This window comes from Oryzihumus sp. (genome assembly GCF_054325275.1).
Map to the genome: position 1 here is coordinate 1 of NZ_JBTCWL010000090.1, position 13425 is coordinate 13425.

The following is a 13425-nucleotide window of genomic DNA, read 5'->3' on the forward strand; positions in this document are numbered from 1 at the left end:
GCCGCCCCCCCCCACGGCCCCGGCTGGGCGGTCACGACCGCGCCGCATGGCTGACCGTGGCCGCCTTCGGGCTGAGCCTGGGCGTGATGAACCTGTGCTTCTACGCCGCCCTCGCCCGCCTGCCTATCGGCGTGGCCGTGACCGTCGAGTTCCTCGGGCCGCTGGTCCTGGCCACCGTGCTGTCCCGGCGCCGGCTGGACCTGCTCGCCGTGGCCGGCGCCGCGCTCGGCGTGGCGCTCATCTCCGGCGCGGTCGACACCCCCTGGGCCGACCTGGACCTGGCCGGGCTGGGACTGGCCGCCGCCGCGGGCGCCTGCTGGGCGGCATACATCGTGCTGTCCGGGCGCACCGGCGCCCGCTTCGCCCAGCTGGACGGGCTGGCCCTGGCCATGGCCGTGGCCGCCGTGCTCATCGCCCCGCTGGGGATCGCCACGGCGGGACCCCGGCTGTGGGACGCGGACGTGCTCTGGCGCGGTGCGGGGATCGCGCTGCTGTCCTCGGTGCTGCCCTACTCCCTGGAGCTCATGGCACTGCGACGCCTGTCGGCGCAGGTGTTCGGCGTGCTGCTCAGCCTGGAGCCGGCCGTCGCGGCCCTCGCCGGGCGCCTGGTCCTCGGGCAGCAGCTGCGACCCACCCAGCTCGCCGGCATGGGCCTCGTCGTGGCGGCGAGCGCGGTGGTGATGGGCGGCGCCCGGCCCGCCGGGGTGCAGCACGCTGACGCGCTCGGTGGGCACGACGCCGCAGACGGCGCGGGGGCCAGGGCGCCGCACCCGGCCGAGGCACGAGGTGCGGCGCCTGACCCTCCTCGCGTCAGGAGGACGTCACCTCGGCACGGGCGTCGCGACCGGACTTGACCAGGCTCGCAACGGTCGTCACCGCCAGGACCCCGACGATCACGCCGAGCGAGACCGAGATCGGGATGTCCGGAGCCCAGTGCACCGGCTGCCCGCCGTTGATGAACGGCACGGAGTTCTCGTGCAGGGCGTGCAGGACGAGCTTGACCCCGATGAACGCCAGCAGCACGGCCAGCCCGATGCTGAGGTAGACCAGGCGCTGGAGCAGGCCGCCGATGAGGAAGTACAGCTGGCGCAGGCCCATCAGGGCGAAGAGGTTGGCCGTGAGCACCAGGTATGGCTCCTTGGTCAGGCCGTAGATCGCCGGGATGGAGTCGAGCGCGAACAGCAGGTCGGTGGTGCCGAGCGCGAGGATGACGATGAACATCGGTGTGACCAGCCGCTTGCCCGCGTCGACGACGGTCAGGTGCGGGCCGTGCCACTCCTTCGTCGCCGGGAAGCGCGCCTCGGCCCAGCGCAGGAACCGGTTCTCCTCGTACTCCTCGTCGTCGCTCTCACCCTCGCGCGCCAGCTTGACCGCGGTGTAGATGAGGAAGGCACCGAACAGGTAGAACACCCAGGCGAACTGGTTGATCACCGCCGCGCCGACGCCGATGAAGACGCCGCGCAGCACCAGGGCGATGACGATGCCCACGAGCAGCGCGGTCTGCTGCAGCTTCTGCGGCACGCCGAACTTGGCCATGATGATGAGGAAGACGAACAGGTTGTCGACGCTGAGGGAGTACTCCGTGAGCCACCCGGCGTAGTACTGCGCCGCGTAGTCGGCACCGCTGAGCCACCACACGCCCAGGCCGAAGACGACGGCCAGCCCGACGAAGAAGGCCAGGTGCCGCCCGGCCTCGGCCATGGACGGGACGTGGGGGCGCCGTCCGATGACGAAGACGTCGACGGCGAGAAACAGGGTGGTGGCGCCGATCGTGGCGAACCAGACCCAGGTGGGGACGTTCATGGGCAACCCTCCGGACACGGTGACGTGGCCGGAGGTCTCTCCCACCCGCCGAGGCGGGCCGGCTCCCCGGGACCGCGGCGATCAGGCCGGGTCCGTGATGACGAGGACACCGTGCGGGGATACTCCCCTCCGAATGTCCGGCCAGTCTCCCACCCGGACGGCACCACCCCCAAATCGCCGGGCGGGCCGGATGCCGGTGTCGCTCAGGCGGTATGCCGGGTGCTCGCCCCGGCAGGCACCCCCAGCAGCCCGCGGTGGTCGGCCCAGCGCTCGAAGAGCAGCGTCGCGAACGGCGGGAAGGCGGCCACGACCGCCAGCAGGCTGGTGCGGGTGTCCCACGCGAAGCGGCGACCGGCGACGAGCACCGCGACCAGGTAGAGCAGGAAGACGGTGCCGTGGACGGGGCCGAAGACGTGGACCCCGGCCTGGCTGCCGTGCAGCACCCACTTGACGAACATGCCGGCCAGCAGGCCCAGCCACGACACCGCCTCGGCGGTGGCGACGACACGGAACAGCGGGCGGGGGTTGCGGGTCATGCGGGGTCCATCCAGGGGGGGCGGGCAGGCGGAGCGGCCCAGCCTAGGTGGTCCGACCCGGGCACCCTGCGCCGGGCCGCATGCAGCTCACCCGGTCGGGCCACCGTGACCGGCAGCACCGGGCCGCACGCCCGGCTCACCCGGTCGGGCCACCAGCGCCGGGCAGGGGCCGTCGGCTGCGCGGCAGCCGGGAGACGACGTCGTCGTAGGACGCGTCCACCGCCTCGAGGATCTCTTCGTCGGGCACCACGCCGCCGATGGTGAAGGAGTTCCAGCCGTAGCGGCCGATGTAGGCCGACACGCTCACGTCGCCGGGGTAGCGCTCGCGCCACTCCCGCGCGGCCTCGGCGTCGCGCCCGCACTTCAGCCCCACTCCCCCGGCGGTGCCGTCCGGCGCCGGTGACCCGAGGAAGGCGAAGATCTTGTCCGCCACCTTGGCGACCAGGTCGCCCTCCCACGGCTCGTCCAGCCAGGCCCCGGGCTTGGCCAGGCAGTGCCCGACGAGGTCGGCGTGGAGCATCTACTTGGTGGCGGCAGTCATCTGCCGCAGCTCCTTCTTGAGGTCGCCGATCTCGTCGCGCAGCCGTGCGGCCAGCTCGAAGTGCAGGTCGCTGGCGGCCTGGTGCATCTGGGCGGTGAGCTCCTGGATGAGGTTGGCCAGGTCTCCGGCGGGCAGGTCCGCCCGGCTCCCGCCGGACAGCCCCACGTCGGCGGCGAGCGCACCCCGGCCCCCGGCCCCGCCGCGGCCCTTGCCGCGGGACTGCGAGCGGCCGCTGCCGAGCAGCGCCTCGGTGTCGGCGTCCTCGCGCTCCAGCATGTCGGTGATGTCGGCGATCTTCTTGCGCAACGGCTGCGGGTCGACGCCCTGCTCGCGGTTGTAGGCGATCTGCTTCTCGCGCCGGCGGTTGGTCTCGTCGATGGCCTCCTCCATGGAGGGGGTCATCTTGTCGGCGTACATGTGCACCTGGCCGGAGACGTTGCGGGCCGCACGGCCGATGGTCTGGATCAGGCTGCGGGCCGAGCGCAGGAAGCCCTCCTTGTCGGCGTCGAGGATGCTCACCAGGGACACCTCGGGCAGGTCCAGGCCCTCACGCAGCAGGTTGATGCCCACGAGCACGTCGAACTCGCCGAGCCGCAGCTCGCGCAGCAGCTCGACCCGGCGCAGGGTGTCGACCTCGGAGTGCAGGTAGCGCACCCGCACGCCCTTCTCCAGGAGGTAGTCGGTGAGGTCCTCGGCCATCTTCTTGGTCAGCGTGGTGACCAGGACGCGCTCGTCCTTGGCCGTGCGCTCGTGGATCTCGTGCAACAGGTCGTCGATCTGGCCCTTGGTCGGCTTGAGCACCACCTCGGGGTCGACCAACCCGGTGGGCCGGATGATCTGCTCGACCACGCCGTCGCTCTTGGCCAGCTCGTACTGCCCGGGGGTTGCCGAGAGGTAGACGGTCTGGCCGATCCGCTCCAGGAACTCCTCCCAGCGCAGCGGCCGGTTGTCCATCGCGCTCGGCAGCCGGAAGCCGTGGTCGACCAGCGTGCGCTTGCGGGACATGTCGCCTTCGTACATCGCCCCGATCTGCGGCACGGTCACGTGCGACTCGTCGATGACGAGCAGGAAGTCCTCGGGGAAGTAGTCGAGCAGGCAGTTGGGCGCCGAGCCGCGCGGCCGGCCGTCGATGTGCAGGCTGTAGTTCTCGATGCCCGAGCACGAGCCGACCTGGCGCATCATCTCGATGTCGTAGGTGGTGCGCATGCGCAGCCGCTGGGCCTCGAGCAGCTTGCCCTGCTTCTCGAACGTCGCGAGCTGCTCCTCGAGCTCGAGCTCGATGCCCCGGATGGCCCGCTCCATGCGCTCGGGACCGGCGACGTAGTGCGTGGCGGGGAAGACGTACATCTCCTGCTCCTCGCGCACGATCTCGCCGGTGAGCGGGTGCAGGGTGTAGATCCGCTCGATCTCGTCACCGAAGAACTCGATGCGGATCGCGAGCTCCTCGTAGACCGGGATGATCTCGACCGTGTCGCCGCGCACCCGGAACGTGCCGCGGGTGAACGCGAGGTCGTTGCGGGTGTACTGCATCTCGACGAACTTGCGCAGCAGCTGGTCGCGCTCGATCTCCTGGCCGACCTTGAGCCGGGCCATGCGGTCGACGTACTCCTGCGGGGTGCCCAGTCCGTAGATGCAGGACACCGACGCGACCACGATGACGTCCCGGCGGGTCAGCAGCGAGTTGGTCGCGCTGTGGCGCAGCCGCTCGACCTCGTCGTTGATCGAGGAGTCCTTCTCGATGTAGGTGTCCGTCTGCGGGACGTAGGCCTCGGGCTGGTAGTAGTCGTAGTAGGAGACGAAGTACTCCACCGCGTTGTGCGGCAGCAGCTCGCGGAACTCGTTGGCCAGCTGCGCGGCCAGCGTCTTGTTGGGCGCCATGACCAGGGTCGGGCGCTGGACCTGCTCGATCAGCCAGGCCGTCGTGGCCGACTTGCCGGTGCCGGTGGCGCCGAGGAGCACGACGTCCTGCTCGCCGGCGTTGATCCGCCGGGCCAGGTCTGCGATCGCCTGGGGCTGGTCACCGGCAGGCTGGAACTCGGACTCGACGCGGAAGGGCGCCACGGTGCGCTGGAGGTCGGTGGTGGGCCGCATGCTCACACCGTAGACGCCTGCCCCGACAGGCCGGTACGCCGCGCAGCGCGCCGCCGCCGCGGCCCGGCAGACGGACCAGCAACCAGCCCGTCATCAGGGTCGGGAGCGCACCGGGGTCCTGCGTCGTTGGGAGTGCATGAGAGCACGCGCACCGGGGACGCGCCGGGCCGCCGGACCGTGGACAGCCACGACCCTGGCGGCCCTGCTGCTGCTCGGACTGGTCGTGGCCTGCGACCCGGCCACGCCCCCGTCAGGGGCGGGGAGCACGACCGGCACCACCACCGCCCCGACCGCGCGCCCGGGCCCGCCGGCCGCGAGCGCCGTCACGGTCGCCCGGGAGGCGCTGCCGATCTCGCAGGCCCTGCCCACCCCGGCCGCGACCTGCACGAACGCCCCGGACGGCTGGGCCGCGGCCGAGGAGCGCCACCCCGGCGTCGGGGACGTCCCGCCGCGCCAGGTGCGATCAACCTCCGGTCCGGTCGTCGGCTACCTCGACACCTCCACCGCCGCCTGCGGCCAGCGGGTCGCCGTGCGCCTGTCCGCCACGCGTGGCCCGACGGACGTCCGGCTGCGCGCCCTGCGCGTCGGGGACTACGGCGGCCGCGGCTCCCGCCTGGTCTGGGAGTCGCCCGTGCTCACCGCCCGCCCCCACCCGGAGGCGGTCCCGACCGGCCCGGACCGGGTCGTCGCCGAGCACTGGCCGGTCACCACGACGCTCACCGTGGACGCCACCTGGCCGCCCGGGCTCTACCTCGTGGAGGTCCGCCCGGTCGACCCCACCGTCCGTCCGTCCCTCATGCCCCTGGTCGTGCAGACCTCCGGAGCCCGCGCGGCATACCTCATGGTCGCCGGCGACCTCACGTGGCACGCCTACAACGAGTACGGCGGGACCAGCCTGTATGCCGGCCCCGGCGCCACCCACGAGCAGCGCAACGCGAGCAGGTCCTTCGTGGCCTCGACGGCCCGGCCGGTGTCCGGCGACGGGCTCACCCAGGTGCTGGCCATGGACGTGCCGCTGGTGCGCTTCCTCGGCCGCCACCACCTGGCCGCTGACGTCACGACGGTCAGTGCGCTCGACGCCGACCCGGCACAGGTGGACGGCCGGTCCGCGGTCCTGCTCGGCGGGCACACGGAGTACTGGACCGCCCGCTCCTACGACGCCCTGGTCCGCGCCCGGGACGCCGGCACCAACCTCGCGTCCCTGGGCGCCAACGAGATCTATTGGCAGGCCCGCATCGAGCGGGATCCCCGCGGGCTGCCAGTGGGCGTCACGGTCTACCGCCTGGCCACGCTGGACACCTTGGCGCAGAAGGCGCCCACCACGACGACGGTGCAGTGGCGCTCCCGGCTGCTCGGGCGGGACCCCGCGGCCCTGGTGGGCGTCGGCATGTCCGCTGTCGGGGTGCACGGCAGCTACACGGTGCGCACCGCACCTGACTGGCTCTTCGCCGGCACGTCGCTGCGTCCGGGCTCGGTGCTCAACGGCGTGGTGGGCTACGAGGTCGACGCCGTGGAGCCGCCCGGGGCCAACACCCCGGCCAGCACCCAGGTGCTGCTCCAGGCCGTCGTGCCGGTCCAGGGCCAGTCCCGGCCGTCCCTGGCCACCGCGGCCTACCACTCGGCCGCCAGCGGGGCCGGGGTCTTCGCGGCGGGCACGACCTACTGGAGCTGCGACCTCGACGCGACCTGCCCGAACGGGCCGGTCCCGCAGGCCACCGTCACTGCGCTCGACCGGATCACGACCAACCTGCTCACCGCGTTCGCCGCGCCGCGGGCCGGCGCCCGGCACCCGAGCGTGGCCACGGCCTACCCCGCCCTGGGTCAGGCGACGGCCGGCGACGACGCCCCCTGACGCCGGCCGAAGCGGAGCGGCCTCAGCCCGTCAGTCGCGCCGGGCGACCCGGGCCGCGTCCCAGGGCCACCGCCGCGCCCACGAGTGCGAGCACGCCGAGGGCCAGCACCGTGACCCGGAAGCCGTGGGTGGAGGCCGTCGCGGTCACCGCCGACCCGTGCCCGGCGGCCAGCGCCCACGCCGCGGCGGCCACCGCCACCCCGAGGGCGGTGCCCAGGCCGCGGGTCATGTTGAGCAGCCCGCTCACCAGCCCGGCCTGCTCCGGACGCCCGGCCGCGGCCACGGACGCGTTGTTGGCCGGGGTGAACAGCCCCATGCCCAGGCCGACCAGCGCGAGCAGGCCCGCCACGGCGTACCGGTAGTGCGCGCCGGGGACGAGCGCGAGCAGGCCGACCGCGGACAGGACCAGCCCCCCGGTCGTCACGGCGGCGGCGCCGGCGCGCCGCGTGAGCCGGGCCGACACCGGGGCGGCCAGCGCCAGGGCTGCCGGCAGGACCATGAGCAGCAGACCGGCCCCGCCGGCGCTCATCCGCCAGGTCGCCTCGAGGAAGAGCGGGGTCACGAAGAGCACCCCGAACAGCACGAGGTAGCCGAGCGCAGCGGTGGCCAGGCCGGAGCGGAAGGCGCGCTCGGCGAAGAGCTCGAGGTGGACCAGGGGCGCGTCCTGCCGACGCTCGACGGCCACGAACGCGGCCAGGCCGGCCAGCCCCAGGCCGCCCAGCACCGCGACCTCGGTCGCCGACGCCCCGCGGGCGAGCGCCGAGCAGGCCAGCAGCAGGGCCGTGGTGGTCGGCAGGAGCAGGGCCAGGCCGGCGACGTCGAACCGGCGCCGGGCCGCCCTGGCCCGGGTGCGGGGCAGCAGCAGCACCGCGGCGACCACGCCGAGCACCCCGGCCGGGAGGTTGACGAGGAACACCCAGCGCCAGCCGGCCACGTCGACCAGCAGCCCGCCGACCGCCGGCCCGAGCGCCAGGCCGAGCGCCTGGGCCGCGCCCTGGACGCCGATGGCGCGGTGCAGCGAGCGCGCAGAGACGCTGGTGCGGATGAGGGCGACGCTGTTGGCCTGGAGCATCGCCGCCCCGACGGCCTGCACGACCCTCATCGCGATGAGCACCCCGAGCGAGGAGGCCAGGCCGCAGCCCAGCGAGGCGAAGGTGAAGACGACGAAGCCGTAGGTGTAGAGCAGCTTGCGGCCCAGCACGTCCGAGAGGCGCCCGGCCGCGGCGACGAGGCCGATGAGCACGACCAGGTAGGACAGCGAGACCCACTCCAGCTCACCGACGCCCGCACCGAGCTCGCGCTGCATGCTCGGCAGCGCGACGGTGACGATGCTGGCGTCGAGCTGGCCCATGAAGGCGCCGACGCAGACCGTGGCCACTGCCCACCAGTGCGCCTGCGCCGCGGTCCGCACCCGGTCCGGGCGTGCGGGTTCGACGAGGACGCGACGCCATGGCTGGGCGGTCACGGCTCGGCACGCTCCTCGGGCGGTCGGGGCACTTGGTTCTGTCTGCGATCTATTCTAGGGCAGAACCACTCGTGGCTAGGATCGGGCCATGGACCGGAGCGCGCCCGCCGCCCACAGCGACGCCTGGCGCCTGGCCGACGTCATCGCCCGGCTGCGCCGCACCCTGCGCGCGAGCATCCGCAGCGACTACCCCTGGGAGAAGCTGCCGATGGCCCAGGTGGAAATCCTGCAGCGCCTCGAGGACGAGCCCGGTCTGCGCGTCAACGACATCGCGGACCGGCACCGGCTGGCCAAGAACACCGTCAGCCAGCTCGTGCAGCAGCTGGTCTCGGCCGGCCTGGTCGACCGGGTCACCGACGAGCGCGACCGCCGCGCCGTGGTCCTCGCGCTCACCGACGAGGGGCACCGGCACCTGCAGCAGTGGCAGCAGGCCCACGAGCGGCGCTTCGCCCACGCCCTGGACCAGCTCTCCCCCGCTGACCGCCGGGCCGTGCTGGCCGCGTTGCCGGCGCTCGGCCGGCTGGTCGACGAGCTCAGCGCAGGAGCTCCACCATCGCCGTGATCGCCCCGCCGGCGGCGACGAAGCTGCAGGCGACGGCCACCCGCACGATGTGCCAGAACGGCCGGTACTGCGCGTCGTCGTCACCCAGCTGGTCGAATCGGCGGCGCAGCCGGTATACCAGCGCCGCTGCCGAGAGGGTTGCCACCGACCCCAGCGCCGCCAACGGCCACACCTTCAGCCGCAGGTCGGTGATGACCAGCGGCACCATGATGATCGTCGCGGTGATCGCCGTGCGCTGCCAGGACAGCGCGGTCCGCTCCGGCTGCAGGGCGGCGCGGTCCGGGATCGGGCTCATGACCGCAACAGCTGCACCACGCTGAGCACCAGCGTCAGCCCGGCCAGCACGATGACCCCGCCGGCGAGGGAGACCAGCGCCCGCGGCGGCGGCAGCGCCTGGTGCGTGCGCAGCGCGCGCTCGATCCGGGCCCAGGCCACCACCGCGCGCCAGGCCAGCGCCCCGCCGCCCAGGCAGGCTGCCGCGGCGACCAGCGCCGACCACCGTGGCAGCGTCGCCAGGCTGGAGACCGAGATCAGCGCGACCCCACCGGCGAGCAGGGCCATGGCGGTGCGCATCCACGCCAGCGCGGTGCGCTCGTTGGACATCGAGAACCGCGGGTCGGGCTCGTCACCGACGCCGTAGACGCTGCGCGGCCAGCGGCGGTCCATCACCCATCCCAGGCCGTATGCCGCGCCCACGCCTCGGCGCGTGGCCACACCTGCGTGAACCACGGCTCCTTGCTCCCGGCGTAGTCCGTCGTGGTGGCAGCCGAGCCGGCCAGCTCCCGCTTGACGCGCGCGTAGTCCTCGCGGGCGCCGGCGTCGGCGCGGAGCCAGTCGCGGAAGAGCAGGGCGTAGCGCCAGCCGGGCGAACCGACCGCGCGCACGTGCACGTGGGCGACCCGGCCCGGGTCGGCGCTGCCGTGGAACCGCTTGCGCCACAACGCGATGTCGGGCTCGTCCGGCTTGGGCTCGTCGTGGTCGAGGCCCTCGACCCGCGGGAAACCCATGCGCTGCAACGCTTCCACGAACTCCGCGTCGTCGGCGTCCTCGAGCCGGCGCACCGACACCTGCAGGTCGATGACGTCCTTGGCCAGCAGCCCGGGCACGCTGGTCGAGCCGATGTGGTCGACAGCGACCGCCCGCTCCCCCAGCGCCAGGGCGATCCGCTCGACCAGACGCGCGGCCTGGGCCGGCCACGACGCGTCCGGGCCGACCAGTGCCGGCACCTCGGGCCCGCGGCTGCGCCGGCCGTGGACCAGGTTGTCGTTGAACGGGACCAGCCGCTCCCGCCAGAGCCCGTCGACCGCCGCCCGGACCTGCTCGACGGTCCCGTCGTTGGGCAGCAGCACGTCGGCGGCGGCTCGGCGCTGCTCGTCGGTCGCCTGCGTGGCGATGCGTGCCTTGGCGTCGGCCTCGGTGAGGCCGCGCAGCGTGGTGAGGCGCGCGATACGGGTCGACTCGTCGGCGTCCACGATGAGCACGAGGTGGTAGCCGGCGCCCATGCGCTTCTCGACCAGGAGGGGCACGTCGTGGACGACCACCGCCTCCGGCGGCGCCGCGGCGACGAGCTCTCCCGCGCGGGCGGCGATGCGCGGATGGGTGATCCGCTCGAGGTCGCGCCGGCCGGCGCCGTCGGCGAACACGATGGCACCCAGGGCTGCCCGGTCCAGCGAGCCGTCCGCCGACAGCACCTGCGGCCCGAACCGCTCCACCACCGCGGCCAGGCCCTCCGCGCCCGGCGCGACGACCTCGCGGGCCAGGAGGTCACTGTCGACGACGAGGGCGCCGAGCTCCCGCAGCCGGTCGGCGACCGTCGACTTGCCCGACCCGATCCCGCCGGAGAGCCCCACGCGCAGCATGGCGCCGACCCTACCGCCGGGGCACGCCTCAGTCGTCGGCCAGACGGGCGGGGAAGCCGCCCGTGGCCACCGGGCCCCAGCGGTGCGGGGTGAGCCGCAGCAGGCTCTTGCCCTGCCGGTGCATCGCGGCGCGGTAGTCGTCCCAGTCCGGGTGCTCGCCGGAGATGGCGCGGTAGTAGTCGACGAGCGGCTCCAGCGACTCCGGCATGTCGAGCACCTCGACCTGGCCGTCGACCTGGACCCAAGGGCCACCGAAGTCGTCCGACAGCACCATCACGCTGGCCCGCGCGTCCCGTCGCGCGTTCGCGGTCTTGGCGCGCTCGGGGTAGGTGGAGATGACGATGCGGCCCTGCGCGTCCACCCCGCCCGTGACCGGCGAGAGCTGCGGCTCACCGTCGTGGCGGCGGGTGACCAGCACCATCTGGTGCCGCGGCCGGATGAAGTCCAGCAGCCCGTCGAGGTCGACCCTCGTGTTCGTCGCGATGGTGCGTGGCATGTCAGGACCCTTCCTGGTCTCGGCGGGGTGGCGCGGTGCTGGCCCGCACCACGAGCTCGGTGGGCAGGACGTGGTGCCGGGCCCGGCGACGGACGTCCGAGCGGGGCGCCGCGAGCGCACCCGTCAGCTCGGCGGCGGCGACCTTGCCCTTGGCGGCGAAGTCCTGGCGGACGGTGGTCAGCGCGGGCCGCATCCGGGCCGCCATCGGGCTGTCGTCGAAGCCGACCACCGACAGGTCCTCGGGCACGCGCAGCCCGGCGTCCTCGGCGGCGTGAACGACGGCTGCGGCCACGACGTCGGAGAAGCACAGGATGGCGGTCGGCCGCTCGGGCAGCGCCAGCAGCAGCCTCGCGCCGGCGAGGTAGTCGTCGTGACCCGAGTCGGGGACCTTGACCACCGGCGGGTCGATCCCCGCGGCACGGAGGGCCTCGAGCCACCCCAGCAGCCGCTGCCGCACCGGGTGGGCCAGAGGCGAGGCCAGCGGGTCGGGGTCGAGGCCGAACGAGCCGCCCACTGCCGCGCTGACGATCCCGATGCGGCGGTGACCGAGGTCGACCAGGTGCTGGGCCGCGGCCCGGGCGCCGCCCCGGTCGTCGACGTTGACGCTGGGCACGCCGGGGGCCTGCACCTGGTCGACGAAGACCAGGGGCAGGCCGCGCTTGCGAAGCCACTCCACGGCGGGCGTGGTGGGGTCACAGGAGTAGACCAGCGCGCCGTCCATGGCCACGTCTCGCGCGGGGACCCGGCCGCTGGTCTCGGACGAGGTCAGCAGGGTGAGGGCGAGCCCGGTCGGGGCCAGCTCGGAGGCGATGGCCCCGAGGAAGGCCATCGCGACCTCGTCGGCGAAGGCGTACTGCAGCGCGTCGGTGAGCAGGACGCCCACCGCACCGGTGCTCCCCCGGGCCAGCGCCCGTGCACTGGGGTCGGGCCCGACGTAGCCGAGCTCGCGGGCCGCCTCGAGGATGCGCTCCCGCAGCGAGGCCGAGAGCTGGTCGGGGCGGGAGAAGGCGTTGGAGACCGTCATCCGGCTCACACCGACCTGGTCGGCGATGGTCTGCAGGGTCACCTTGGCCACGCCTCACCTTCTCACGGGCGTGACGGGCGGGTGCGGGGCGTCAGCAGGGGGCGCCGTAGGCCGGCGCGACGCGGTCCGCGGCGCGGTGGAGGACCGAGGCCAGGCCGGTGCGCGACCGCTCGAGGCGGGGACGGCGCGCCGGTGCCGGCTGCTCGACGACGACGGGCGCGTCGGGACGGGCGCTGAGGACCTCGCGCTCGGCGACGGCCCGGACGTGGAAGGCGGCGATGGTTGCAGTGCTCACGGTGGTGCCAATCGGTACTAGGCGGGACGATTTCTGTACCGATACAGTAATGCCGGCTTCTGTACCGGTCAAGTCCCGACGCCAGCGCTTCTCGAGCCGCCGACCGCGACCGCCGGACTGCCCGGTTTGCTGCTCGCCGGGCCGGGCGAGGCCCGATGGGGCCGGGTGGCGCCGGACGGGAACGCACGAGGGCCCGGACCGCAGTGCGGTCCGGGCCCTCGTCGCAGCGATGCTCAGGTGAGCGTCACGGCGTAGCTGCTCAGTTGCCCGTGAGCTTCTCGCGCAGGGCGGCCAGGGCCTCGTCGGAGGCCAGGGTGCCCTCGCCGGCCGAGGGGGCCGACTCGGTGGACGCGCTGGAGGACGAGCCACCCGAGGAGTAGGTCGTCGGCACGTCCGCGTTGGCGGCAGCCTCCGCGTCGGCCTTGGCAGCGGCCTCGACCTGCTGCTTGTGGGCCTCCCAGCGGGCGTGCGCCTCGGCGTACTGCTTCTCCCACTTCTCGCGAGCCTCCTCGTGGCCCTCGAGCCACTCGTTGGTCTCGGGGTCGAAGCCCTCGGGGTACTTGTAGTTGCCCTGCTCGTCGTACTCCGCGGCCATGCCGTAGAGCGTCGGGTCGAACTCCTCGACCTGCGCGCCGGCCTCGTTGGCCTGCTTGAGCGAGAGCGAGATGCGGCGACGCTCGAGGTCGATGTCGATGACCTTGACGAAGATGTCGTCGCCGACCTGCACGACCTGCTCCGGGACCTCCACGTGGCGCTCGGCCAGCTCGGAGATGTGGACCAGGCCCTCGATGCCGTCGTCCACGCGGACGAACGCACCGAACGGCACCAGCTTGGTGACCTTGCCCGGCACGACCTGGCCGATGGCGTGGGTGCGGGCGAAGTGCTGCCACGGGTCCTCCTG

At 73.7% G+C, this 13425-nt stretch carries 15 protein-coding genes; 3 read left to right on the plus strand and 12 right to left on the minus strand.

What is annotated here, in order from left to right; genetic code table 11:
- Window positions 1-854, plus strand: an 854-nt coding sequence (locus ACXVGS_RS17295) for an EamA family transporter (protein WP_458537237.1), incomplete at its 5' end; no start/stop codon positions are given.
- On the opposite strand, the gene ACXVGS_RS17300 is transcribed toward ACXVGS_RS17295, so the two are convergent.
- From ACXVGS_RS17300 to uvrB, 4 genes are all read right to left on the minus strand, one after another.
- Entirely contained in the window at window positions 811-1803 is a 993-nt protein-coding gene (locus tag ACXVGS_RS17300; protein ID WP_458537238.1) for a TerC family protein, read from the minus strand. The two genes, ACXVGS_RS17295 and ACXVGS_RS17300, sit on opposite strands and share 44 nt — an antisense overlap.
- Window positions 1804-2006: 203 nt before the next feature.
- Window positions 2007-2339, minus strand: a complete 333-nt coding sequence (locus ACXVGS_RS17305) for a DUF3817 domain-containing protein (protein ID WP_458532312.1) — start codon at window positions 2337-2339, stop codon at window positions 2007-2009.
- Window positions 2340-2475: 136 nt separating this feature from the next.
- Window positions 2476-2859, minus strand: a complete 384-nt coding sequence (locus ACXVGS_RS17310; RefSeq protein WP_458529685.1) for an MmcQ/YjbR family DNA-binding protein — start codon at window positions 2857-2859, stop codon at window positions 2476-2478.
- Entirely contained in the window at window positions 2860-4971 is a 2112-nt protein-coding gene (gene uvrB, locus ACXVGS_RS17315; RefSeq protein WP_141788538.1) for an excinuclease ABC subunit UvrB, read from the minus strand.
- 136 nt (window positions 4972-5107) lie between these two features.
- Between uvrB and ACXVGS_RS17320 the strand changes: the two genes are divergently transcribed.
- Window positions 5108-6823, plus strand: a complete 1716-nt coding sequence (locus tag ACXVGS_RS17320) for a N,N-dimethylformamidase beta subunit family domain-containing protein (protein ID WP_458537239.1) — start codon at window positions 5108-5110, stop codon at window positions 6821-6823.
- A 22-nt stretch (window positions 6824-6845) separates the two neighbouring features.
- On the opposite strand, the gene ACXVGS_RS17325 is transcribed toward ACXVGS_RS17320, so the two are convergent.
- Window positions 6846-8288 (minus strand): MFS transporter, encoded by a 1443-nt coding sequence (locus ACXVGS_RS17325; RefSeq protein WP_458537240.1) that lies wholly within the window; start codon window positions 8286-8288, stop codon window positions 6846-6848.
- A gap of 88 nt (window positions 8289-8376) precedes the next feature.
- Here ACXVGS_RS17325 and ACXVGS_RS17330 point away from each other — a divergent pair, with 88 nt between their 5' ends.
- Window positions 8377-8850, plus strand: coding sequence for a MarR family winged helix-turn-helix transcriptional regulator (locus ACXVGS_RS17330; protein ID WP_458529688.1), 474 nt, complete (start codon window positions 8377-8379; stop codon window positions 8848-8850).
- On the opposite strand, the gene ACXVGS_RS17335 is transcribed toward ACXVGS_RS17330, so the two are convergent.
- The 7 genes from ACXVGS_RS17335 to ACXVGS_RS17365 all read right to left on the minus strand — a co-directional run.
- A complete protein-coding gene (locus ACXVGS_RS17335) occupies window positions 8822-9145 on the minus strand; it encodes a DUF202 domain-containing protein (RefSeq protein ID WP_458529689.1) in 324 nt (107 codons plus the stop codon). The two genes, ACXVGS_RS17330 and ACXVGS_RS17335, sit on opposite strands and share 29 nt — an antisense overlap.
- Window positions 9142-9516 carry a YidH family protein gene (locus tag ACXVGS_RS17340; protein WP_458529690.1) on the minus strand — a complete coding sequence of 125 codons (375 nt, stop codon included), beginning with the start codon at window positions 9514-9516 and terminating at the stop codon, window positions 9142-9144. The genes ACXVGS_RS17335 and ACXVGS_RS17340 overlap by 4 nt, the downstream gene beginning before the upstream one ends.
- The gene (coaE, locus tag ACXVGS_RS17345; RefSeq protein ID WP_458537241.1) at window positions 9516-10709 is read right to left on the minus strand and encodes a dephospho-CoA kinase; all 1194 of its coding nucleotides are present in this window, start codon (window positions 10707-10709) and stop codon (window positions 9516-9518) included. Before coaE ends, ACXVGS_RS17340 begins: the two co-directional genes overlap by 1 nt.
- Before the next feature lie 28 nt (window positions 10710-10737).
- Entirely contained in the window at window positions 10738-11205 is a 468-nt protein-coding gene (locus ACXVGS_RS17350) for a PPOX class F420-dependent oxidoreductase (RefSeq protein ID WP_458529692.1), read from the minus strand.
- 1 nt (window position 11206) lies between these two features.
- Entirely contained in the window at window positions 11207-12280 is a 1074-nt protein-coding gene (locus tag ACXVGS_RS17355; RefSeq protein WP_458529693.1) for a LacI family DNA-binding transcriptional regulator, read from the minus strand.
- Between the two features lie 40 nt (window positions 12281-12320).
- On the minus strand, window positions 12321-12524 hold the full coding sequence (locus tag ACXVGS_RS17360; protein WP_458529694.1) for a hypothetical protein: 204 nt from the start codon (window positions 12522-12524) through the stop codon (window positions 12321-12323).
- A gap of 259 nt (window positions 12525-12783) precedes the next feature.
- A partial coding sequence (locus ACXVGS_RS17365) for a S1 RNA-binding domain-containing protein (protein WP_458537242.1) occupies window positions 12784-13425 on the minus strand: 642 nt, incomplete at its 5' end.